Source organism: Nocardia heshunensis (genome assembly GCF_054782115.1).
Window position 1 is genome coordinate 72,933 of sequence record NZ_BAAGTC010000020.1, and the last position, 21,575, is coordinate 94,507.

Below are 21,575 nucleotides of genomic sequence, written 5' to 3' on the forward strand. Positions count from 1 at the left end.
ATCGGCGACACGCCGTTGCGTGGCCGAACACGCCCGGTCCCGGAAGTGCGCGCTCACCAGCGGTGCAGCCGGGCGCGCACCTGCTCGGTGAATTCGGAGGTAGATGCTAGCCCACCCAAATCGGACGTCGCCACACCGGCCCGCAACGTATCCGCAACCGAATGTTCAATGCGCTCACCGACGCGTCGCAACGCGCTGTAGCGCTGGGTGCGGCTCATCCAGCGCAGCATGCCCGCCGCGGAGTTGAACAGCGCCACCGGATTCGCGCGATTGTGCCCGGCCAGCGTCGGCGCGGCACCGTGCACGGCCTGCGCCATGATCTGGGTGTCGGAGCAGTTCACCGACGCCGCCATGCCGAGCGAACCGCTCAGCTCCCCGGCCAGATCGGAAAGGATGTCGCCGAAAAGGTTTTCGGTGACGATCACGTCGTAGTCGCCGGGCGCGCGCACCAGATGCGCGGCCGCGGCGTCCACGTGCTCATCGTTCACTTCGACATCCGGATACTCCGCAGCCACCTCGTAGCAGACGTCCCGGAACATTCCCATCGTCATCGGCAGCACGTTCGCCTTGTGCACGATGGTGACCTTCTTGCCGCGCTCACCGGCGACCTCGAACGCCAGATGCGCGACACGCGCAATGGCAGCGCGCGTGAACACGCCGACCGACAGCGCCACCTCCCGCGAGGGTTGGAACTCACCCGACCCGGCGGCCATATTGCGGTCGGCGTAGAGACCTTCGGTGTTCTCGCGCAGGATCAGCAGGTCCATGGCCGGTGCGACCGAACGCACACCCTCGAGGGTGCGGGCCGGGCGGATGTTCGCATAGAGCCCGAAGCGTTTGCGGACCGCGCCCGCCGGTGGCAAGCCGGTGCGGAATTCGGGCGCGTAGGAGGCGCTGTCGTGCGGGCCCATGATCCAGGCGTCGAGTTCGGCGAGCCCTTCGAGAGTGTGCTCCGGCACCGGCGTGCCGAACTGCTCGATCGCGTCGTGGCCCAGCGGCAGCGGCACCCACTCGACCGGCGCCAGGCCGGTGGTCGCGAAGGCGTCGTCGACCACCGCGCGGGTGGCGCGCACGATCTCCGGGCCGATGCCGTCACCTTCCATCAGGCCCAGGCGTACATGAGTTTCGGTGTCGCTCATGGCAGATATCCTTGCGCAACTCGCGCGGCGGCGATGATTCGGCACACGCCCCGCACATGTTTCGAGACCTGTGAGCATGTTTCGAGCCCTCCGCGCCCCGAGGTGCCGGTCACGCGGGGAAGATATGGATAGGGCCCGGTGTTGGACCGGGAAATCGACACGAGAGGAAGTCATGGCCACCCAGACCCTGACCGAGCAGAACTTCGACGAGGTAGTCACCGGGAACGGCATCGTTCTCGTCGACTTCTGGGCGTCGTGGTGCGGTCCGTGCCGCAGCTTCGCCCCCACTTTCGAGGCGTCGTCCGACAAGCACACGGATGTCGTGTACGGCAAGGTCGACACCGAGGATCAGCAGGGCTTGGCCGCGGCCGCGAACATCCGCTCGATCCCGACCCTGATGGCGTTCCGCGACGGCATCCTCGTCTTCGCGCAGCCCGGCGCCCTGCCCCCGGCCGCGCTCGAGGACCTGGTCACCCAGGTGAAGGCGCTCGACATGGAGGACGTCCGCAAGCAGCTCGCCGAGCAGAAGGCCGAGTAGGCCCCGGGCCTACCGCCCACGAAGCGCCGCATCCCCGAAAGGAGATGCGGCGCTTCGCGTTTCGGTCTCAGAAGTGCGAACCGAGGTGGTTGATGCCCGCGATCATGGCGCGGATGGTCGACTCGGCGGTGTCGTCGGCGAGCGCCGCACCCCAGCCGCGTCGTCCGTTGAACTCGCACTGGACGAAGGTCGCCATGCCGTCGGCGGTGCTGCGCTGGTGGAACTGCAGGATCTCGACCGGATAGCCCTCGTCGTAGAGGGCCGAGGTGAGCGCCGCCACCGGGCTGCCCGTTGCCACGACGGTGCGCAGCTGATCGGCAATTTCGAGGGTGGCCGTACCGGCGCGGTCGCCGATCGGGGTCCAGTCGCTGAGCTTGACCGGGCCGGTGGGCTCGCAATACCGGTCGTAGAACTCGGCGGGGGTCAGGCCGGTGCATTCGGTCCGCAGGCTTGCGGGGGCAGCGGCGATGAACGTGGTGGTATCCAGAGTGATGGTCATTGAACTAGGTCTTCCCGACTTCTTCCGAAGAAAGTGACAGAGGGGACCAGCAAAAGAAAAGTTCGTTCGGCCGCAGCGAGGGGCCGGTCCGAATCAGACCCCGCTGCGGCGGAGAACTACGAGTACGTGCGCGCCAGCCACATTCGCGGTGAGCGAAATGAGCGCGGCGCGGTCGCGGTCGGCGACTTCGAGCGCTGCGCTGCGGCGGATGGCGGGATTCGGCACGGGGTCGAGCATAGGGGCAGACCCACCTAATGGCAACCATATTCGCAATCGACCCACGAGTAACTTCGCCGCAGGTCACCCGGCATGCGATGCCCGGCACAGCAACACGGGGCCGCACCCTGGCAAACACCGATGGACCACCGAGCGACCACCCGACAAACACCCAGCTCAACGCAATTCCGACATCCACCCGAATTGCCTCGAGGCACGGCCCCGCAAGACATCGAGACCAGCCGGTTTTTGACGCAGATCACCAATCCCGAACCGCACAGCCATAACTCACCGGGCGAGTCCCGGGCGCGTCGCACACTTTCCGGGATGGCTTCGCACATCCCCCGAGAATTGCGACGGGCGGGACGGTCGGTGACCGTCCCGCCCGTGCGGTGTCCGTGCCGCGTCTAGTGGGCGGCCGAGTCCCAGCTGCGGCCGACGCCGACCGAGACCTCGAGCGGGACCGAGAGTTCGATGGCGTTGGACATGTGTTCGCGGGCAAGGGATTCGAGTTGGTCGCGTTCGCCGGGGGCCACCTCGAAGACGAGTTCGTCGTGGATCTGCAGCAGCATGCGGGATTTCAGGCCCGCGGCGCGGATGGCCTGCTGGGTGTCGATCATGGCGACCTTGATGATGTCGGCGGCGGTGCCCTGGATGGGGGCGTTGAGGGCCATGCGTTCGGCGGCCTCGCGACGCTGACGGTTGCTGGAGTCGAGGTCGGGCAGGTAGCGGCGGCGGCCGAAGAGGGTTTCGGTGTAGCCGGTCTTGCGAGCCTGTTCGACGGCGGTCTGCAGGTAATCGCGGATGGCGCCGAAACGGTTGAAGTAGATGTCCATCTGGACCTTGGCCTCGTCGGCGCTGATCTTCAACTGCTGCGACAGGCCGTAGGCGGACAGGCCGTAGGCGAGACCGTAGGACATGGCCTTGATGCGGCGGCGCAGTTCCGGGTCCACCTCGGTGATCGGGATGTCGAAGGCCTTGGAGGCGACGAAGTTGTGCAGGTCCTCGCCGGAGTTGAAGGCCTCGATCAGGCCCTCGTCCTTGGACAGGTGGGCCATGATGCGCATTTCGATCTGGCTGTAGTCGGCGGTCATCAACGACTCGTAGGCGACCGTGCCGTTGCCCGGGCCGACGACGAAGGTGTCGCGGATGCGGCGGCCCATATCGGTGCGAATCGGAATGTTCTGCAGGTTCGGCTCGGTCGAGGACAGGCGACCGGTGGCGGCCACCGTCTGATTGAAGGTGGTGTGGATGCGGCCGTCGTCGGCGACCGCCTTGAGCAGGCCGTCGACGGTCACCTTCAGGCGCGTTGCGTCGCGGTGCTCGAGCAGATGCTGCAGGAACGGGTGCTGCGTCTTCTCGTACAGACCCTCGAGCGCGTCGGCGTCGGTGGTGTAGCCGGTCTTGGTGCGCTTGGTCTTCGGCATGTCGAGCTCGTCGAACAGCACCACCTGCAGCTGCTTGGGCGAGCCCAGGTTGATCTGCTTGCCGATGACGCCGTAGGAGTTCTCGGCCGCCTCGCTGACGCGGTCGGCGAACTCGCGCTGCAACTCCTCGAGCTGCGTGGAATCCACCGCGATACCGGCGGCCTCCAGATCGGCGAGCACGCTCAGCAGCGGGAGTTCCATATCGCCGAGCAGCGCCGTGGACTCGATGCGCTCGAGTTCGGTGTCGAAGGCCTCGGCCAGGTCGGAAACCGCACGGGCGCGCAGCATCTGGGCATTGGCGACCTCGGCGTCGACGGTCTCCTCGTCGTCGAGCAGCGACAGCTGGGTCTCGCCGCCGTTGTCGACGCGCAGCTCCCGGCTCAGGTAACGCAGCGACAGATCCTCGAGGTTGAAGGTGCGCTGCCCGGGCAGGATCAGGTAGGCGGCCAGGGCGGTGTCACTGGTGAGCCCGCCCAGCTGCCAGCCGCGCCCGCGCAGCGCGTGCATGGCGGTCTTGGCCTCGTGCAGCGCCTTCGGGATCTCCGGGTCGGCGAGCCAGGCGCCCAGCGCCTTCTCGTCCTCGGGGGTCATGATGTGCACGTCGATGTAGGCGCCCTCGCCGTCGGCGGCGGCCAGCGCGATGGCCTGGGTGTCGCCGTGGATGGGCGCGCCGTTGCCGACCACGGAAACACCGTGGCGCAGAACGGCTTTCGCATGCTCGGCCAGCCAGTCGGCCACGGTACCGGCGGCCAAAGCGCTACCGCTGATCTCGAACCCGGACTCCGCCTCGGGCTCGACCGGGGCGAGCGTGTCGAAGAGCCGGTCGCGCAGCACGCGGAACTCCAACTCGTCGAACAGGCGGTGGATCTTGTCCCGGTCCCACGGCTGCATGGCCAGCTGATCGGGCGTGTACGGCAGCGGGACGGTCTTGACCATCTCGGTGAGCTGCCGGTTGAGCACGACGCTGGACAGGTTGGCGCGCAACGCGTCTCCCACCTTGCCCTTGACCTTGTCCACCTGATCGACGAGCGCGGCCAGGTCGCCGTATTCGCGAATCCACTTGGTGGCGGTCTTCTCCCCCACGCCCGGGATGCCCGGCAGGTTGTCACTCGGGTCGCCGCGCAGGGCCGCGAAATCCGGGTACTGCGCCGGGGTGAGCCCGTACTTCTCCTCCACCGCCGCCGGGGTGAACCGGGTCAGCTCGGAGACGCCCTTCTTCGGGTAGAGCACGGTCACGTTGTCGTTGACCAGCTGCAGCGCATCCCGGTCGCCGGTGACGATCAGGACCTTGAAACCCTCCGGCACGGCCTGCGTGGTGAGGGTGGCGATCAGATCGTCCGCCTCGTAACCCTCGATGGCCATGACCGGAATCCCCAGCGCCCCCAGCACTTCCTGGGTGGTCTCGACCTGCCCCTTGAACTCGTCCGGCGTCGCCGACCGATTCGCCTTGTACTCCGGATACGCCTCGGTCCGGAACGTCTTGCGGCTGACGTCGAACGCCGCGGCCACGTGCGTCGGCTTCTCGTCCCGCAGCAGGTTGATCAGCATCGCGGTGAACCCGTACACCGCGTTCGTCGTCTGCCCACTCTGCGTCTTGAAGTTCTCCGCGGGCAGCGCGAAGAACGCGCGATAGGCCAGCGAATGCCCATCCAGCAACAGCAGGGTCGGCTGCTGTTCCCCGGTGGCGGACGCGGACACGACAGGACGCTGATCGGTAGAGGCAGGGGTCACCCGAGAGAGTCTAGGTATCCCCACCGACATCCGTGCGCAGCGGGCGTAACCGGCCCGTCGCCGCAGGTCGCGCGAATCGATTTCATGCCGGGCGGGGGCACCTGGTAGCGTGATCTCCCGTCAAAGGGGTGTAGCTCAATTGGCAGAGCAGCCGTCTCCAAAGCGGCAGGTTGCAGGTTCGATTCCTGTCGCCCCTGCTTGAAGGGTTCGGGCCCGGTCACCAGAAGGTGACCGGGCCCGAATGCTTTCCGGGGGTGCCGGATTCGACCGGCACCCCCCGAGATTCAGCCGACGCCGAGGTAGGCGGACTTGACGGCCGGGTCGCTGAGCAGGGCGCGACCGCCGCCGGTTTTGGTGACCTCGCCGGTTTCCAGGATGTAGGCGCGATCGCTGCGAGTCAGGGCCTGTTGGGCGTTCTGCTCGACCAGCAGGACCGTGGTGCCCTGGGCGTTGATGTCGGCGATGATCCGGAAGATCTGCTGAATCACCATGGGGGCCAAGCCCATCGACGGCTCGTCCAGCAACAGCAGCTGCGGGCGGGCCATCAGAGCGCGGCCGATGGCGAGCATCTGCTGCTCACCGCCGGAGAGGGTGCCGCCGACCTGCTTGCGGCGCTCCAGCAGGCGCGGGAACAGCTCGTAGACCCAGTCCAGGGTCTTGCTGTACTCGGCCTTGACCTTGAACGGGCGTGCGTGGCAACCCATATCGAGGTTTTCCTGCACCGTCATGCCCGGGAAGACACCGCGACCCTCGGGAGCCTGGATCAGGCCCGCCACGACGCGTTCGTGGGCCTTCATCTTGGTGATGTCGTGGCCCTCGAACATGATTTTGCCGCGGGTGAGGGGCAGCAGGCCGGACAGGGCACGCATGGTGGTGGTCTTGCCCGCACCGTTGGCGCCCAGCAGGGTGACCAGCTCACCCTGGCCCACCGACAGCGAGATGCCGTGCAGGGCTTGAATTCTGCCGTAGTTGACGACCATGTCCTCGACGGTCAGCAACGGTTCGCCGGCGGCGACGGTAGGAGCCTCCGAGCCGGGCATCGGCTTGACGAGATCCGGAACCGGTTGCGCGCCGGGCGCTTCCGCCGCGGCCTCGACCTCGGCCTCGTCGGGCACACCCAGGTAGGCGTTGATCACCGCGGGATCCTGGCGGATCTGCTCGGGTAGCCCGTCGGCGATCTTGCGGCCGAACTCCAGCACTACGATGCGGTCGGTCACGCCCATGACCAGTCGCATGTCGTGCTCGATGAGCAGCACCGTGTAGCCGTCGTCGCGGATCTTGCGGATCAGATCCATGAGCGCGGACTTCTCGCTCGGGTTGAAACCGGCCGCCGGTTCGTCCAGGCACAGCAGTTTCGGCTCGGTCGCCAGCGCGCGGGCGATCTCCAGGCGACGCTGATCGCCGTAGGAGAGATTGCGCGCCTTCTCCACCGCATGCGGGGCGATGCCGACGAATTCCAGCAGGGCCATGGCTCTTTCGAGCGATTCGTGCTCCTCGCGGCGATGCCGGGGCGTGCGGAAGACCGCGCCCGGCACCGACGTCTGGTGGCGGGCGTCCGCGCCCACCACCACATTCTCGAGGGCCGTCATCTCCGAGAAGAGCCGGATGTTCTGGAAGGTGCGCGCGATACCCAGGCGGGTGATCTGGTTGCGCTTGGTCTTGGTCAACGGCTTGCCGTCGAAGTAGACCGTGCCGCCCGACGGGCGGTACACCCCGGAGATGGCGTTGAAGCAGGTGGTCTTGCCCGCGCCATTGGGCCCGATGAGCCCGAGGATCTCGCCGCGGCGGATCTCGAAACTCACATTGTCCAGCGCGGTGAGGCCGCCGAACTTGACCGTCAGCCCGTCGGTGCGCAGCAGCGGCGCACCCACCGGGACCTCGATTTCCCGGTGCGGCGCAACGACTTCCGCGACCGCGTCCGGATCCTGGAAGACCGGCAGCACCTGCGTCACGTCGAACACGCCCGCACTGGGCTCGGCTTCGGGCTGCTGGTAGCCCGCCGCGATGTCCTCGTTGTCGAACAGCCCGCCACCCGGCCCCGGCCCCGTCACTGTCCCGCTCCCGTCGCCGGCCCGGCCACCGGCCGTCGCACCGCCCGATACACCTGCCGCCCGTAGGCGAGCAGTTTCTGCCGGGCCGGGAACAGACCCTGCGGCCGGAAGATCATCAACACCACCAGGGTCAGACCGAAGAACAGATACTTGTAGTCGCCGAGGGACTGCCCGCCGACGTTCACCGACATGAATCGGTTGGGCAGGTACACGATCAGGAACGCGCCCACGATCACGCCGAGCTTGTTGCCCTGGCCGCCCAGCACCACCGCGCACAGGAACAGCATCGAGTTGATGACGTTGAAGCCCTGCGGGTTGATGAACTGCACCTGACCGGCGTACAGCGCGCCGGACAGGCCGCCGATGGCCGCACCGATGGTGAAGGCCCACAGCTTGAACTTGAAGGTCGGCACGCCCATGATCTCGGCGGCGTCCTCGTCCTCGCGAATGGCCACCCACGCGCGGCCGACGCGGCTGCGCTCCAGATTGCCGACGAAGATCAATACGATGACCACCAGCGCCATGCCGAGCCAGAACCACCAGGTGCCGGAGTTGGCGTGGTCCAAGGGATTCCAGCTGTGCTTGTCCCCGAGATTGCCCGAGGAGAAGTAGCCGCCGGGGTGGCTGTCGGACTCGCCGAGTTTGGGGTACTGGATGCGGGAGAGGCCGAGGCTGCCGTTGGTGATATCCGGCAGGTTGTCGGCCAGCAGACGCACGATCTCACCGAAACCGAGGGTCACGATGGCCAGGTAGTCGCCGCGCAGGCGCAGGGTGGGCGTGCCCAGGATGAGTCCGGAGATCGCGGTCGCCAGGATCGCGATCGGGACACAGAGCAGCCATGCCCATTTGGGGCTGAGCCAGCCACCGGCGGTTTGATTCCACGGGCTGTTGGGACTGGTGAGCAGACCGACCGTGTACGCGCCGACGGCATAGAAGCCGACATACCCGAGGTCGAGCAGACCTGCCTGTCCCACAACGACATTCAGGCCGATGGCGATGAGCGCGTACATCGCGAACTGGGCCATCACGCCACCGAAACTGGTCCCGGGGGTGTCCAGCAGCGGCGGCGGGTAGAGCGGAATGATGGCGATCACGAGGACGATCGGAATGCCGACGGCCCACTGGGCCGGGCGCGACAGTCCGCCCCACCAATTGCGGATGGCGTCGCCGACACCGCGTCCGGTGGGTGAATTCTGCTGCGTGGGAATGGGTTTCGCCTGAGTCATGCGCGGGCCCTCCCCAGGCTCTCGCCCAGAATGCCGGTCGGGCGGATCATCAGCACACCGACCAGCACGACGAAGGCGACCACGTCACGCCACTGGGTGCCGAACAGGATCTGCCCGTAGTCCTCGGCCAGGCCGAGCAGCAGTCCGCCCAACAGCGCCCCGCGCAGATTGCCGATACCGCCCAGCACCGCGGCACTGAAAGCCTTGATGCCCAGGATGAATCCGCCGTTGTAGATGATGCCGTTGGGAATCTTCAGCGTGTACAGCAATGCGGCCGCACCGGCGAGCACGCCGCCGATGAGGAAGGTCAGCATGATGACGCGTTCCCGCGAGACACCCATCAGCGTCGCGGTATCGGGATCCTGCGCCACCGCGCGAATGCTGCGGCCGAACTTCGTCTTGTTGATGAGCAATTCGGTGACCAGTGCCAGCACGATCGCCGCACCGATGATCACCAGTGCGATATTGGTGACGGGAGCGTCGAAGAGCTGGAACTGCTCCGAGGGCCGCACCAGGGTGATCGGCTGCTGGGCGTTGAGGCCGCCGAGCTTGTTGCCGGTCAGCTTCGGCAGCAGGTAGTGCACGAATTCCTGCAGCACGAACGACATTCCGATGGCGGTGATCAAGAAGATGAGCGGCTTCGCGCCGCGTTTACGCAGTGGGCGATACGCCACCCGTTCCAGCGCGACCGCGGCCACGCCGGAGACCACCATGCCGAAGATCATGGCCGCCACGAGATAGACGATGGTCAAGGCCGCGCCCTGGGAATACACGTCACCGCTGGCCGCGAATCCGAAGACCATCAGGCCGACCAGCTGACCGAACATGCCCAGCATGAAAACTTCCGAATGGGCGAAATTGATCAGGCGGAGCACACCGTAGACGAGTGTGTATCCGACCGCGACCAATGCGTAGATCGAACCGTAGGTCAAGCCTTCCACGGTGAGCCGCCAGAACTGATCGACGACACCGGAGACATTGAATTCGATGGAACTGCTCGCCAGCAGTGTCACATCGGCCAGAGCGGGTGCAGACATTCGTAACTTTCGCCGAGGGAGGAAAACAGCGTGTGCCGAAACCTAATTCGGCACACGCTGTTCCGAACAACTCCTGAGCGCTACTTGACCTGGTACATCCAGATCAGAGCGTTCGCCAACTCACCGGTGGAGCCCCACTTGTACTCGCGGGCCAGGCCCTGGCCGTCGTAGTTGCGCACGAAGTCGACCAGGTCGGGACGGCTGGTCTTACCGGCCTCGATGCCCTTGAGCACGATGGTGGTGAGGTCGTAGCCCTCGGTGGAGTAGGTGCCCGGGTCGAAACCGCTCAGCGCCTTGTACGCGGTGGCGAACTTGTCGGAGGCCGGACCGCAGGGGCACGACAGCAGCGCGTCCTTGGAAGCGCTACCCGCCTGCTTGACGAACTCGACGTCCTTGGTGCCGTCATCGGAGATGAAGGTCGCGGTCACGCCGCCGCTGCGTAGCTGGCTGACCAGCGGGGACGCCTCGGCGTAGTAGCCGGCGTAGAAGATGCCGTCCGGCTTGGCCGACGCCATCTTGGAGACGGTCGCGGAGAAGTCCTTGTCCTTGGCCTTCACGTTGGCCGCGCAGCTGGAGTCGGCGATCGAACCCAGGCCCTCGGTCACGGTCTTGGCCAGGCCGGTGCCGTAATCGGAGTCATCGGCGATGACGCAGATCTTCTTGAACTTGCCGGTGCCCTTGAGGTATCCGGCGACGGCCGGACCCTGCACGCCGTCATTGCCCAGGCCGCGGAAGAAGTTCTTCCAGCCGTTGGTGGTGAGGGTGACGTTGGTGGCCGACGGGGTCAGCGACAGCAGGTTGGCATCGCTGAGGATCTGGCCGGTCGCCTTGGTCTCACCGGAGAAGGTGGGGCCGATCAGCGCCAGGATCGACGGGTCGCTGACCACGGTCGGGATGACCTGGGTGGCCTTCTGCGGGTCGCCCTCGGTGTCGAACTGCTTGACCGTCACCTGGCAACCCGGGTTGGCCTTGTTGTGCTGGTCCAGCGCCAGCTGCACACCACGCACGATATTGAGGCCGAGGTTGGCGTTGTCGCCGGTCAGCGGGCCCGCCATGCCGATGGTGGTCGGCGCACACTTGCCCTTGCCGTCACCCGCGGGATCCGCGGCCGCGGTCGCGTCCTTGACCGGAACTTCCTTGCCCTGACCGTCGACCTGCACCAGCGGCTGGATGGTCAGCGCCGAGGCACCACCACCGCCGGAGTTGTCCGTGGATTTGCTGCTACAACCCGCCGACGTCAGCGCCAGGACCGCCGCCGCGCCGATGACTACCGCTCGCGCCGTGCGACTGTGTCGCAGCGAAGACGTGCGCGCCATTGAACCAAGCACGATTCACCTCATGTTCTGTGCTCCCCGGGGGTAACCGGAGAGGGCCGCCCCATCGATCGGCCCGACCCAGAACATAGCCCTGCCACGTTAGGTCCGCATCACATTCGAATCATCCATGTGACATCGCAACAAAAGAAAAAGCCCCGTTGTTACCGGACTGTAAATTTCTACAGTTGATTCACGGCAACAACAGGGCTACGCGATGGCAACCGCGACCTACTTCGGCGCGAGATTCTCCAGCACTACTTCCGCGACCGCCTTCATAGTGGTGCGACGATCCATCGCCGTGCGCTGAATCCACTTGAACGCCTGCGGCTCCGACAGACCCTGCGTCTGCATGAGCACACCCTTGGCGCGTTCGACCAGCTTGCGGGTCTCGAGGCGGTCGGTCAGATTCGCGACCTCGCTCTCGAGCGCCGCGATCTCATGGAATCGCGATGCGGCCAATTCGATGGCCGGCACCAGATCCGACTTGGTGAACGGCTTCACCAGGTAGGCCATCGCACCCGCATCGCGGGCCCGCTCCACCAGGTCGCGCTGGCTGAAGGCGGTCAGAATGACCACCGGCGCAAGACGTTTCGACGCGATCTCGGCCGCCGCGTCGATGCCGTCCCGGCGCGGCATCTTCACGTCCATGATCACCAGATCCGGACGCAGCTCCTCGGCGAGATCCACGGCCTGCTGGCCGTCGCCCGCCTCACCCACCACGTGATAGCCCTCTTCCGAGAGCATCTCCACCAGGTCCATCCGGATGAGCGCCTCGTCCTCGGCAACCACCACCCGCTTGGGGGCGGACGCCGCGGCATCCTTCTTCGAACCGCCCCCTGCTGTCGTTCCCATAGATGAACCCCTGTCGCTTCCGAATACCGATTACCCGATGCCACCTCGTCTTGCGCCACCCTCACAGGACCGGCACGCACCCGAGTACCCCAAAGAGTACCGTCGCCCCGCTCCGACAACCCACGTACCCAGCGCAAACCGACCAGTATCACAACCCTGTAGTCCCCCGACCCCCCTCGATTAGTTGTATCCCCCTACCACCCGCTATCATTTCCCGTCGGTGCGCCGAGTTGGCGGAAGTGGCAGACGCGACGGTCTCAAAAACCGTTGTCCGAAAGGACGTGTGGGTTCAAGTCCCACACTCGGCACCAAGCAAGAGGGCCGCCCCGGAGTTCACCGGGGCGGCCCTCTTCTCATTGGGCATGCGGCAGGCCCGACCGCGCCTCCGCCGCCCTCCGCGGCAGCGTCCACATGGTCCGGGGATCGAGTCACCGACGAGCGCCGTTGCCGCATCGCCCTGAATTCGTTGCACGACTTGGATATTCGACCTGACGCCGCGCTGCAACCTTCGGGCGCTGAGCATCTCGGCCGTGTCGGGGGCGGAGAGTCAGAGTTGAGTTACGAGCTCGTCGGGGTAGTCGAGGTCGCCGATGAGTAGGCGGTGCGAGCGCACCGAGCAGGCTGGGTCTTCGATGGCGGGAGCGGGGACGAGCGGTTCTGTGGTTCCCGGATTGTGGAGGGCGCGTTGGGCCGGCAGCGGGAGGGCGGCGAAGGGGTCGTCCGTGGTGATCTTGCTCGGGAGGGCGTGGACTGCACTGGAGAAGTTGTCCCAGGCGTTGGTGGGTGAGTCGCCGGTGAGTTCGGCGTAGAGCTGGGCCAGGGTGCCGGATGCACCGAGGGACACCATGGCTCGGGCGGCCTCGTGCAGGGTGTGGCCCTGACTCAGGAGCCAGGAGAGGAAGGCCATGCCGCAGCCGGTGCTGATGGGGTTGCGGTCGGTGGGGTCGGTGATGTTGACGAAATCCGGGGCGCCGGCGGCCTGCCAAGTGGGGGCGGAGGCGAAGTCGGCCAGGGCGTTGTCACTGACCACGGCGGCGCACCAGCGGGAGAGCGCCTCGCCGGTGCTGACCGCGCACAGTCTGCCGCCCATCGAGCATTCGCTGAGTTCCGCCTCGAAGAGGGCCGATACCCGGGCGGGTGCGCCGAAGGCGGCGCAGACCTCGATGGATCCGCCGTTCACGAAATCGCACGCCATGTGGTCCGCGCCGCCGGTGCCGTCGGTGCGGCCGCCGAGGGCGAACACGATCACGTTCACCGCGCCGCTCGCGGTGCCGAAGATTCGGTCGTTGGCCGCGACCACACGGTCCGCGTCGGTGATGAGATCGCGCGCGTTCTGCAAACCGGGCTGACCCAGATGCGGATCGAAGTACACCGATACCTTGCCGTTGGCGCTCGTTCCGACATGCACCGCACGACCGTATTGCGGCCACACCGGCGCCTCGACAGCAGTCGACATTATTGCTCCCCCTCGGTTCCTCGCCGATCTACGGCGAATCATGGTGTGGGCGCGGCCTGGTCGATAACACGAAGACCCCCCAGCCCCACCCGGTACCTCGCGAGCCTATCAGCGCGGCGTTCACCTTGTAACACAGTTCTTTTCGTCGTTTCACCGCTGCGTGACGGCGAGCTCCGGGGCCGGATGAGATCGGCGCTTCGGACGAGGGAGAGCCGTGGCGCAGACGGGGGCGAACAGGGCGACCGCGGTGCGGGCGAATTGCGTTCGAGTAACACCCAATCGGCGCAGGGCGGGGGCGTGGTCGGTGAGGACCACCAGGAGGGCGCCGAACAGGAGGAGCCACCAGACGGCTCGTACGAGCCGACGCAAGGCTGCCGGGGTCGCGGCGAAGGCGAGACGCAGGCGTTGAGTGTGGAACGGAATGTGGCGTTGCTCGTCGGCGACGATGAGGGCCGCGGTGCGGGTGGTCAACGGGTCCGGGGCGCCGTCTCGAAGCGCACGGTGATAAGGGACGGCGATGACCTCGGCGATCGAGAGAACCATCAGTTCCAGCCGGAGGCCGAGGGCACGGCGCAGACGGACGAAGATCGCATCGGTCCAGTGGCGGGAAATCGTTTCGTGCCCTGCGGCGTTCAGGAGCCGCTCCAGCAACCGGGCATGGTTCTGTTCCTCGGCGACGAACAGTCGTACGGCGGCGGCGTAGACGGGGTCGCCCGCGGCATCGGCCTTGGCGATCAGATTCACGCCGTCCCCGGACTCGCCGACCTGGAAACGCTGGATGCTGCGCACCAGCTCGGGCGGCAACGTCGAGCCCATCGACCAGTCCGGGTCTCCGGCCCGTGACCGCGCACGAGCCTTGGCCTCGAATTCGGTTGTCCACCGAGCGAATGATCGAACGTCGCGCATGGTCTTCCCCTCTGCCGGCCGAGCCACTTCGCAGACCGACTCTAGGAAAGCGATGCGTGGATCAGGGGGACACGATGTGGAGATCGTGTGCGGACCCGACGCGACCTCGTCAGTGTGCGGAGAGGGTGCTGAGGACGCCGTTGAGGTAGCCGCCGGCGAATTGGGCTCCGAGGCCCGCGGCCGCGCTTCCGAGTAGTGCGCCCGCGCCTGCGCCGTAGACGGTTCCGACGCCCAGGGCGTTGCCGAGGCTCTCCGCGGACCCCGAGGAGGGGGTGTCCACGTCGGATGCGGTGAGCGGAATCCCTTCCGCCGCAGCGGTTCCGGCGTTGACGGCGAACAAAGCGCAAGCGGCCACACTCAGCAGAACGAATCGTTTCATCGCGGCAGTATATGAAACATATTCACTTCAGATGCCTGATTCGGTCCATGCGGGTGTCACCTCGTCGGTGAAATTTGGCTTATCGAAGTTTCACATTCTGCTGCGGTGACCGGCCTCGTCGCGCATCATCGGGTGCCGTAGTTCCGAACAGCACCGTGGAGGCCGCATGCGAATCACGATGACCTCGTTGGCGAAGGCAGTGACGGCCGGGGTGGTGATCGTGGCGGCGTGTGGGGGGTGCGCGTCGCAGACGGGCGGGACGGCGGCACCGGCGACGACACCAGGACAGACGACGATGACGGTTCCGGGGACTACGACAGCCGCGGCCAGTGCGCCGAAGGCCAAGTCGGGGCTGCCGAATGCGGCCGACGGGAGCAATTTCGAGGCTTGCGCCAACGGCAACTGCGAGGTGCAGGTGGATGGGCCGACCACGATTCCGGTGCCGGGGATGCCGCTGATCGGGGGGAAGGTGCAGATTCAGCAGATCTCGAGCATGGCGGTGACCGCCGCGGCCTCGGTGTTCGGGTTTCCGGCGTCCAGCACGGCGCCCTCGGGCGGGACCATGTTTCTCAATGGGCTGACCATCAAGGTGGTTGCGGTGCAGGGCAGCTCGGCCGTATTGCGGTTGAGCACGTAGTCGCGTCGTCATTGGCGGACCCACGAGCCGGACGGGCGTCCGAAACGGGCCTACACTGCGGGCAGGGGCCGAGGTGTGGGCTTCGAACCGGACGATCGGGTCGGACGTAGGTCTGCACAGGGCGGTTCGACGTGCGGAGGTCACACGGATGCGGGTGCAGAGAGTTACTGCGGACCTGACGGAATATCCGGATCTGGTCGTGATTCTGCTTGGGATGCGGGTACGTAGTCCACGGGGAATTCTGCGGCTGCTGGGGGTGGGTCCGAAGCTGTACCGGTCGCATCGGGATCGACCCGACGGGCTTTTGTCGCACGAGGATGTGGTGTGGTCGTTGTGGCCGCCGCATTGGGGTGCGCGACAGTATTGGCGGGATTTGGAGAGCCTGGAGCGGTGGACGCGCTCGGAGCCGCACCGAATCTGGTGGCAGGAGTTCCTGAAGGACTCCGGCGGGACCGGATTCTGGCATGAAGCCTATTTCGCAAGGGGCGGAATCGATTCCGTGTACGACGATATGGCCGCGCCCACCGGGCTGGCCCGGTTCGCCAGCACCGTCCCAGCTCGGGGGCGGTTGTTCTCGACCCGGGGGCGGGTGCGCAGCACCGGCGCGGAGACCGAGCGAGTACCCGAAATCGCGCCTGTCGTAATGGAATCCACGCTTTATGATTCGGACGGGGCGAATACCTGCTCGGCTATTGATTTACCGCATACCTCCGGGCATGCTTCTTTGCCAGGGGCTGGGCATACTTTGTTGCCAGGGGCATTGACCCGGCACCGATCCGACATTCCGGTGAACGGGAACCAACATCAGGTGAGCGACATTCAGCCGCGCGATGAACATCACGGATCAAACCTGTGATCCGGTCACGGAACTGTTTCGAAATGACAACGCCCGGCATAGGTTATCGGCATGCATGTGCTGTTCGTGTGCAGCGGAAATGTTTGCCGATCCGTCATTGCCGAACGCCTCACCCTGGCGGTGGCCGCTGAACACGGACTACAGGAGCTATCCGCCGAGAGTGCCGGTGTCCGCGCGCTCGTCGGATTCCCGGTGGAACCCCTTGCCGCACAAACGATCGTCGGCCTCGGCGGGGATGCGGGCAACTTCAAGGCCCGCCGCCTGAAGGCCGAATTCGTGCACCGCGCGGACCTGGTGCTCACCATGACCGAGAAGATCCGCGACCAGGTGCGCGATCTCGTCCCCGAGGCGCTGCCGCGCACCTTCACCCTGCTCGAGGCGTACCGCATCGCGAAGGTCAGCGGGGCGCGCAGCGTGGTCGGATTGCATGCCGCGCGCGACGATCTCGCCTATGTCGGCCGGGAGAACATCTCCGATCCGGTGGGCCTGTCGCCGCAACAGTATTGCGATGTCGGCGACCGCATCGCCGAGGCGCTGGTGCCGCTGCTGCTGGCGCTGCACGCGCATCAGCAGGCCGCCGCGCACCCGCGGGGCGGTGGCGACGGCCAGCCGGGGCTGCTGGTGATAGACGGCGGACGGGGCGAATCGGGCAGACGCGCCGAACGCCCCAAGTCGGTCGAATCTTCGCAGCAGACAGGCGATTACTCACGGCAGCCGGCAGCCGATTACGCACGGCAGGCCGGTCAGGCGACCCGGCATGCGGCGGAATCGGCCGGATAGCAGGCGATCCCGGCGGTCCCGGCCGGTCGGAATCCCCGCGTGTCAATACACCTTGCTGCGAGGTTGGTCCGGTAAGGGATTACACTCGCGCGCGGAACATTTACCAGTTCCGCCGAACGCCACTGCCGGTGGTTCGACACAAGAACAGGACCAAGGACATGCCGAAGCGAATTTCGGATGTTTCGCTCCATGTTTACGTGACAGCTCAGACCTTGAACCGCGTCACCGAAACCGTGTGCCGCGTGGTCGATGAATACGTCGCCGATCGAGATATCTTCGCGTGGCGCTTCACCCTCCCGGTGGAGTGCGACGAACCCACCCACACCGTGCTCGAAACCCAGTGGCGGCTGGATCATCCCGACGCCGAACCGGGCGAACGCCGCACCTACGAGATCGCGCTCAGCCTGGTGGGCGAGGCCCGTCAACTAACCAAGGCGGGCATCGCCAAACTCGAGCAGCGCTTGGTGCTGGAGCTGTCCGCCGACGAGCCGGTCCCCTACCTCGTGCACGCCCTGCAGCGGGAGAACTTCGAACTCGAGGAAAACCGCGAGCTGATCTAGGGGCCGAAACGCGAAGCGGGCCGTACCCGAAGGGGTACGGCCCGATAGTGCGTCTACGTCAGCGCCGCGCCGGGAAGTGGCGAATCACGCCCTCCTGCACCGTGGTCGCGAGCAGCTCGCCGGTGCGGGCGTAGAAGTGGCCGCGGGCCAGGCCGCGGGAACCCGCCGCCACCGGCGACTCGGTCGCGTACAGCGCCCAGTCGTCGAAGCGGAACGGGCGGTGGAACCAGATGGAGTGGTTCACGGTGGCCGCGATGATGCGGTCCCAGCCCCAGGACAGGCCGTGCGTGGTGACGATCGAGTCCAGCACCGTGGTGTCGGACGAATACGCCAGCGCCGCAACGTGAATCAGTGGATCGTCGGGTAGCGCGCCGTCGGTGCGCATCCAGACCCGGTTGTATTCGAGACTCTCACCCTTGCCCTTGAGGATCCAGGCCGGGTCGTTGGTGTAGCGCATCTCGATGGGATGCGGTGCGTTGATGAACATCTGGAGCTTGTCCTCCATGCCCACGAACGACTCTTCCACGCGGGGAAGGTCTTCCGGGCCGGGGACGTCGGGCAGGGGCGCGCCGTGCTCGAGCCCCTTGCCCCAGTCCTGGAAGGCGGCGAGCATGACGAACAGTTCCTGCCCGTCCTGGTACGCCGTCACCGTGCGGTTGGCGATGGAGCGTCCGTCCCGGTGCCGATCGACGTGATATTCGATCGGCGCCTTGGGATCTCCGCCGCGCACGAAGTGCGCGTTGATCGCGTGGATCGGACGCTCCGGGCCCACCGTGCGGCCCGCGGCGATGATCGCCTGGGCCACCAGCTGGCCGCCGAACGTGCGGCTCCATACCTTCTCCGGATGTTGACCGATGAAGATGTCGGGTCCGTTCTCCTCGAGGTCGAGCAGGCGCAACAGCTCCCGCAGGTCCTCGGCTCGATCGGTCCCCTCGGGGTCCGCGACGACGTCCGTAGACGTCTCGTCCAGCGACGCACTCAAACTAGTGGTCCTCCTCGCCGATGCGATGCACGTGGATCAGGTTGGTGGACCCGACAGTACCCGGGGGCGAACCGGCCACGATGACCACCAGGTCACCCTTCTTGTATCGCCCGATCGAGAGCAACGCGTTATCCACCTGGTGGATCATCTCGTCGGTCGTGCCCACCGGAGGAACGATGAACGTTTCCACGCCCCACGTCAAGGCGAGCTGACTGCGAATCGACGCCTGCGGCGTGAAGGCCAGCAGCGGCAGCGGGGTGTGCAGGCGGGCCAGGCGGCGCACCGTGTCACCGGACTGCGTGAAGGCAACCAGCGCTTTGGCATTGAGCCGCTCGCCGATGTCGCGGGCGGCGTAGGAGATGACACCGCGCTTGGTCCGCGGCACGTGGGTCAGCGGCGGAACACGAGTGGAGGACTCGGATTCCACGGCGTGCACGATGCGGGCCATGGTGCGCACGGCCTCGATCGGGTAGTCGCCGACCGAGGTCTCGCCGGAGAGCATGACCGCGTCCGCACCGTCGAGCACCGCGTTGGCCACATCCGAGGCCTCGGCGCGGGTCGGGCGCGAGTTGGTGATCATGGATTCCAGCATCTGGGTGGCCACGATGACCGGCTTGGCGTTCTCGCGCGCCATCTGCACGGCACGCTTCTGCACCAGCGGCACCTGCTCGAGCGGCAGCTCCACGCCGAGGTCGCCACGGGCGACCATGACGGCGTCGAAGGCCAGCACGATGGCTTCCAAATTGTCGATGGCTTCGGGCTTTTCGAGCTTGCCGATGACCGGCACCCGGCGGCCCACGCGATCCATGATGTCGTGCACCAGCTCCACATCGGAGGGCGAGCGCACGAAGGACAGCGCGATGAAGTCCACGCCCAGGGCGAGGGCGAATTCCAGGTCGTCGATGTCCTTTTCGGACAGGGCCGGCACGGAGACGTCCATGCCGGGCAGCGAGACGCCCTTGTTGTTGGAGACGGGCCCGCCCTCGGTGACTCGGCAGATGACGTCGTTGTCTTCGACGCGCAGCACGGTCAGCCCGACCTTGCCGTCGTCCACGAGCAGCCGGTCGCCGGGCTTGGCGTCCTTGGCGAGGTGTTTGTAGGTGGTCGAAACCCGGTCGTGAGTTCCCACAATGTCGTCGACGGTGATTCGGACTTCCTCACCGGTGTTCCAGACGGTCTTGCCGTCACCCTCGAACCGCCCCAGGCGGATCTTCGGGCCCTGCAGGTCGGCGAGGATACCGACGGCGCGGCCAGCGGCATCGCTGGCGGCGCGCACCTTTTTATAGTTTTCGGCATGGTCCGAATGCTCGCCGTGGCTGAAGTTCAGGCGAGCAACATCCATGCCACTTTCGACGAGCTCACGAATCCGGTCCTCGGATGACACAGCAGGTCCGAGGGTGCACACAATCTTCGTTCGTCGCATCACGACTTAAACCCTAGACCTGTGACAACCCTCATGCCGAGCCCGGCACACACATATACGGTTCTCGTAAGCAGCCGTTCAGCTAATGCCTGGTCAACGCGCAACATGCCTAGCCAGCACGGTCTCCAAGCGGGATTGGCCGAAGCCCAGGATCAGGCATATTACCCAGTAGTAAAGTGCCGCCACGCCATACAGCGCGAAGAAGTCGAAGGTCGGTGCCGCGGCTATTTGCGCGGTGCGCAGCAACTCCGTCACGAGGATGGTCGAGGCGAGCGAAGTGTCCTTCACCAAGGAGATGAGCGTGTTGGACAACGGCGGCACCGCGATGCGCGAAGCCTGCGGCAGGATGATCAGCCGCAACGCCTGCGGATAGTTCATGCCGACCGCGTACGACGCCTCCCATTGCCCCTGCGCGACCGACAGGATCGAGGCCCGGATGATCTCCGCGGCGTACCCACCCACGTTCAGGCTGAACGCGATGACCGCCGCCGGGAACGGGTCGATCACGATGTGGAAGTTGGGCAGGCCGTAGAAGATGATGAACAGCTGCACCAGCAGCGGCGTGCCGCGAATGATCGAGATGTAGAAGCGCGCGAGGGCCGAAAGCGCCCGGTTGCTCGACATCCGGGCCAGCGCGACGAACAGCGCGATGGCCAGACCCAGCACGAAGCTGACACCCGTGAGCGGCAGCGTCGAGGTGACGGTCGCCTTCAACATCGGCACCAGGTTGTGTTGGATCAGGGACCAGGTGGCGTCGTCCATGGTCGAATCGCCCTGTGTCGCTTACTTGCTGACGTCGGTGCCGAAGTACTTCTCGGAGATCTTGGCCAGCGTGCCGTCGGTGCGCAGGTCGTCGAGCGCCTTGTTGATCTGATCGGTCAGGGCCTGCGAGTCCTTGCGGGCGGCGAACGCCTGCTTGGAGGTCTCACCGGTCTTGCCGACGATCTGGATGGTGCCGGTGCCCTGCGCCTTGGTGAAGGCGTTCACGGCGAGGGTGTCGTTGACGGTGGCGTCGGCGCGGCCGGTCTTGAGCAGCTGGGTGGCCTCGACGAAGCCGGGGATGGCCTCGACCTTGCACCCCGCGGTCTTGGCGACCTGGGCCCAGTTGCTGGTTTCGGACTGGGCGCAGGTCTTGCCGTTCAGGTCGGCGAGGGTGTGGATGCCGTCATTACCGGTCTTGGTGACGATGACGCCCTCGGACACGGTGTAGGGCTGGGAGAGCGAATACTTCTGCTGCCGTGTGTCGTTCACGGTGACCTGGTTGGCGATGAGGTCCACGCGCTTGGATTCCAGCGAGGCGAACAGCGAGTCCCACGGCGCCTGGGTGAACTCCACCTTCTTGCCGATCTTGTCGCCGACAGCCTTGATCACGTCGACGTCGTAGCCGGTGAGGTTGCCGTTGTCCTGGTAGCTGAACGGCGAATAGGTGCCCTCGGTGCCGACCTTCAGCACGTTGGCGTCGTCCTTGCTGGAGCTGCATGCGACCAATCCCGCGGCGGCGACGACGGCGATCAGAACGGCGGCGAGCTTACGGCGCACGAGTGGGACCTCTCCTCGGGCGTGG

At 66.1% G+C, this 21,575-nt stretch carries 21 protein-coding genes, 2 tRNA genes and 1 pseudogene; 7 read left to right on the forward strand and 17 right to left on the reverse strand.

All coding sequences use genetic code 11. The annotated features are described in order from the left end of the window. Positions 1 to 53 precede the first annotated feature (53 nt). Entirely contained in the window at positions 54 to 1,139 is a 1,086-nt protein-coding gene (locus tag ACYVN4_RS36530; protein WP_460727307.1) for an isocitrate/isopropylmalate dehydrogenase family protein, read from the reverse strand. A 172-nt stretch (positions 1,140 to 1,311) separates the two neighbouring features. Here ACYVN4_RS36530 and trxA point away from each other — a divergent pair, with 172 nt between their 5' ends. Continuing rightward, on the forward strand, positions 1,312 to 1,677 hold the full coding sequence (gene trxA, locus ACYVN4_RS36535; protein WP_460727309.1) for a thioredoxin: 366 nt from the start codon (positions 1,312 to 1,314) through the stop codon (positions 1,675 to 1,677). 67 nt (positions 1,678 to 1,744) lie between these two features. Here trxA and ACYVN4_RS36540 read toward each other — a convergent pair whose 3' ends face one another. The 3 genes from ACYVN4_RS36540 to polA form a co-directional block, all read right to left on the reverse strand. Next, positions 1,745 to 2,176, reverse strand: coding sequence for an alpha-isopropylmalate synthase regulatory domain-containing protein (locus ACYVN4_RS36540; protein ID WP_460727311.1), 432 nt, complete (start codon positions 2,174 to 2,176; stop codon positions 1,745 to 1,747). 93 nt (positions 2,177 to 2,269) lie between these two features. Then, on the reverse strand, positions 2,270 to 2,401 hold the full coding sequence (locus tag ACYVN4_RS36545) for a hypothetical protein (RefSeq protein WP_460727313.1): 132 nt from the start codon (positions 2,399 to 2,401) through the stop codon (positions 2,270 to 2,272). Between the two features lie 398 nt (positions 2,402 to 2,799). Then, positions 2,800 to 5,550, reverse strand: coding sequence for a DNA polymerase I (gene polA / locus ACYVN4_RS36550; RefSeq protein WP_460727314.1), 2,751 nt, complete (start codon positions 5,548 to 5,550; stop codon positions 2,800 to 2,802). Positions 5,551 to 5,674: 124 nt separating this feature from the next. Between polA and ACYVN4_RS36555 the strand changes: the two genes are divergently transcribed. After that, a tRNA-Trp gene (locus ACYVN4_RS36555) sits at positions 5,675 to 5,747 on the forward strand. An 87-nt stretch (positions 5,748 to 5,834) separates the two neighbouring features. On the opposite strand, the gene ACYVN4_RS36560 is transcribed toward ACYVN4_RS36555, so the two are convergent. The 6 genes and pseudogenes from ACYVN4_RS36560 to ACYVN4_RS36585 form a co-directional block, all read right to left on the reverse strand. Then, a complete protein-coding gene (locus ACYVN4_RS36560; protein ID WP_460727923.1) occupies positions 5,835 to 6,590 on the reverse strand; it encodes an ABC transporter ATP-binding protein in 756 nt (251 codons plus the stop codon). A gap of 57 nt (positions 6,591 to 6,647) precedes the next feature. Then, a pseudogene (locus ACYVN4_RS36565) lies at positions 6,648 to 7,601 on the reverse strand (ABC transporter ATP-binding protein); the annotation flags it as partial. Next, a complete protein-coding gene (locus tag ACYVN4_RS36570; protein ID WP_460727315.1) occupies positions 7,598 to 8,827 on the reverse strand; it encodes a branched-chain amino acid ABC transporter permease in 1,230 nt (409 codons plus the stop codon). The pseudogene ACYVN4_RS36565 and the gene ACYVN4_RS36570, both read right to left, overlap by 4 nt. Continuing rightward, entirely contained in the window at positions 8,824 to 9,864 is a 1,041-nt protein-coding gene (locus ACYVN4_RS36575; RefSeq protein ID WP_379365771.1) for a branched-chain amino acid ABC transporter permease, read from the reverse strand. The genes ACYVN4_RS36570 and ACYVN4_RS36575 overlap by 4 nt, the downstream gene beginning before the upstream one ends. 80 nt (positions 9,865 to 9,944) lie before the next feature. Next, positions 9,945 to 11,180 (reverse strand): branched-chain amino acid ABC transporter substrate-binding protein, encoded by a 1,236-nt coding sequence (locus ACYVN4_RS36580; protein ID WP_460727316.1) that lies wholly within the window; start codon positions 11,178 to 11,180, stop codon positions 9,945 to 9,947. Between the two features lie 228 nt (positions 11,181 to 11,408). Further along, positions 11,409 to 12,032: an ANTAR domain-containing response regulator gene (locus tag ACYVN4_RS36585; RefSeq protein WP_449883141.1), complete on the reverse strand. Its 624-nt coding sequence runs from the start codon at positions 12,030 to 12,032 to the stop codon at positions 11,409 to 11,411. Positions 12,033 to 12,256: 224 nt separating this feature from the next. Here ACYVN4_RS36585 and ACYVN4_RS36590 point away from each other — a divergent pair. Next, a tRNA-Leu gene (locus tag ACYVN4_RS36590) sits at positions 12,257 to 12,343 on the forward strand. A 236-nt stretch (positions 12,344 to 12,579) separates the two neighbouring features. Here the strand turns inward: ACYVN4_RS36590 and ACYVN4_RS36595 are convergent. The 3 genes from ACYVN4_RS36595 to ACYVN4_RS36605 form a co-directional block, all read right to left on the reverse strand. After that, positions 12,580 to 13,488, reverse strand: a complete 909-nt coding sequence (locus tag ACYVN4_RS36595; protein ID WP_460727318.1) for a hypothetical protein — start codon at positions 13,486 to 13,488, stop codon at positions 12,580 to 12,582. A 150-nt stretch (positions 13,489 to 13,638) separates the two neighbouring features. After that, positions 13,639 to 14,394 (reverse strand): diiron oxygenase, encoded by a 756-nt coding sequence (locus tag ACYVN4_RS36600; RefSeq protein ID WP_460727320.1) that lies wholly within the window; start codon positions 14,392 to 14,394, stop codon positions 13,639 to 13,641. Between the two features lie 109 nt (positions 14,395 to 14,503). Beyond that, complete coding sequence (locus tag ACYVN4_RS36605; protein ID WP_460727322.1) at positions 14,504 to 14,773, reverse strand: hypothetical protein; 270 nt, start codon at positions 14,771 to 14,773, stop codon at positions 14,504 to 14,506. Between the two features lie 166 nt (positions 14,774 to 14,939). On the opposite strand from ACYVN4_RS36605, the gene ACYVN4_RS36610 reads away from it, so the two are divergent. From ACYVN4_RS36610 to ACYVN4_RS36625, 4 genes are all read left to right on the forward strand, one after another. Continuing rightward, positions 14,940 to 15,410: a hypothetical protein gene (locus ACYVN4_RS36610; protein WP_460727324.1), complete on the forward strand. Its 471-nt coding sequence runs from the start codon at positions 14,940 to 14,942 to the stop codon at positions 15,408 to 15,410. Positions 15,411 to 15,558: 148 nt separating this feature from the next. Beyond that, on the forward strand, positions 15,559 to 16,266 hold the full coding sequence (locus ACYVN4_RS36615) for a monooxygenase family protein (protein WP_460727326.1): 708 nt from the start codon (positions 15,559 to 15,561) through the stop codon (positions 16,264 to 16,266). A 51-nt stretch (positions 16,267 to 16,317) separates the two neighbouring features. Next, positions 16,318 to 17,046 (forward strand): arsenate reductase/protein-tyrosine-phosphatase family protein, encoded by a 729-nt coding sequence (locus tag ACYVN4_RS36620; protein ID WP_460727328.1) that lies wholly within the window; start codon positions 16,318 to 16,320, stop codon positions 17,044 to 17,046. 197 nt (positions 17,047 to 17,243) lie between these two features. Then, positions 17,244 to 17,606: a hypothetical protein gene (locus ACYVN4_RS36625; RefSeq protein WP_460727330.1), complete on the forward strand. Its 363-nt coding sequence runs from the start codon at positions 17,244 to 17,246 to the stop codon at positions 17,604 to 17,606. 58 nt (positions 17,607 to 17,664) lie between these two features. Here the strand turns inward: ACYVN4_RS36625 and ACYVN4_RS36630 are convergent, their stop codons facing one another. The 4 genes from ACYVN4_RS36630 to ACYVN4_RS36645 form a co-directional block, all read right to left on the reverse strand. Beyond that, positions 17,665 to 18,576, reverse strand: coding sequence for an acyl-CoA thioesterase (locus tag ACYVN4_RS36630; protein ID WP_460727925.1), 912 nt, complete (start codon positions 18,574 to 18,576; stop codon positions 17,665 to 17,667). Between the two features lie 13 nt (positions 18,577 to 18,589). Beyond that, positions 18,590 to 20,014 carry a pyruvate kinase gene (pyk, locus tag ACYVN4_RS36635; protein WP_379365794.1) on the reverse strand — a complete coding sequence of 475 codons (1,425 nt, stop codon included), beginning with the start codon at positions 20,012 to 20,014 and terminating at the stop codon, positions 18,590 to 18,592. 90 nt (positions 20,015 to 20,104) lie between these two features. Continuing rightward, positions 20,105 to 20,773 (reverse strand): amino acid ABC transporter permease, encoded by a 669-nt coding sequence (locus ACYVN4_RS36640; RefSeq protein ID WP_460727332.1) that lies wholly within the window; start codon positions 20,771 to 20,773, stop codon positions 20,105 to 20,107. Between the two features lie 21 nt (positions 20,774 to 20,794). Continuing rightward, on the reverse strand, positions 20,795 to 21,550 hold the full coding sequence (locus ACYVN4_RS36645; protein WP_460727334.1) for a transporter substrate-binding domain-containing protein: 756 nt from the start codon (positions 21,548 to 21,550) through the stop codon (positions 20,795 to 20,797). Positions 21,551 to 21,575 lie beyond the last annotated feature (25 nt).

Coding starts and splice junctions, on each gene's coding strand:
- ACYVN4_RS36595 (WP_460727318.1), bottom strand. CDS start 13,488: ATGTCGACTGCTGTCGAGGCGCCGGTGTGGCCGCAATACGGTCGTGCG.
- ACYVN4_RS36530 (WP_460727307.1), bottom strand. CDS start 1,139: ATGAGCGACACCGAAACTCATGTACGCCTGGGCCTGATGGAAGGTGAC.
- ACYVN4_RS36580 (WP_460727316.1), bottom strand. CDS start 11,180: ATGGCGCGCACGTCTTCGCTGCGACACAGTCGCACGGCGCGAGCGGTA.
- ACYVN4_RS36605 (WP_460727322.1), bottom strand. CDS start 14,773: ATGAAACGATTCGTTCTGCTGAGTGTGGCCGCTTGCGCTTTGTTCGCC.
- trxA (WP_460727309.1), top strand. CDS start 1,312: ATGGCCACCCAGACCCTGACCGAGCAGAACTTCGACGAGGTAGTCACC.
- ACYVN4_RS36610 (WP_460727324.1), top strand. CDS start 14,940: ATGCGAATCACGATGACCTCGTTGGCGAAGGCAGTGACGGCCGGGGTG.
- ACYVN4_RS36600 (WP_460727320.1), bottom strand. CDS start 14,394: ATGCGCGACGTTCGATCATTCGCTCGGTGGACAACCGAATTCGAGGCC.
- ACYVN4_RS36560 (WP_460727923.1), bottom strand. CDS start 6,590: ATGCCCGGCTCGGAGGCTCCTACCGTCGCCGCCGGCGAACCGTTGCTG.
- ACYVN4_RS36620 (WP_460727328.1), top strand. CDS start 16,318: ATGCATGTGCTGTTCGTGTGCAGCGGAAATGTTTGCCGATCCGTCATT.
- ACYVN4_RS36540 (WP_460727311.1), bottom strand. CDS start 2,176: ATGACCATCACTCTGGATACCACCACGTTCATCGCCGCTGCCCCCGCA.
- ACYVN4_RS36575 (WP_379365771.1), bottom strand. CDS start 9,864: ATGTCTGCACCCGCTCTGGCCGATGTGACACTGCTGGCGAGCAGTTCC.
- ACYVN4_RS36585 (WP_449883141.1), bottom strand. CDS start 12,032: ATGGGAACGACAGCAGGGGGCGGTTCGAAGAAGGATGCCGCGGCGTCC.
- ACYVN4_RS36640 (WP_460727332.1), bottom strand. CDS start 20,773: ATGGACGACGCCACCTGGTCCCTGATCCAACACAACCTGGTGCCGATG.
- ACYVN4_RS36570 (WP_460727315.1), bottom strand. CDS start 8,827: ATGACTCAGGCGAAACCCATTCCCACGCAGCAGAATTCACCCACCGGA.
- ACYVN4_RS36615 (WP_460727326.1), top strand. CDS start 15,559: ATGCGGGTGCAGAGAGTTACTGCGGACCTGACGGAATATCCGGATCTG.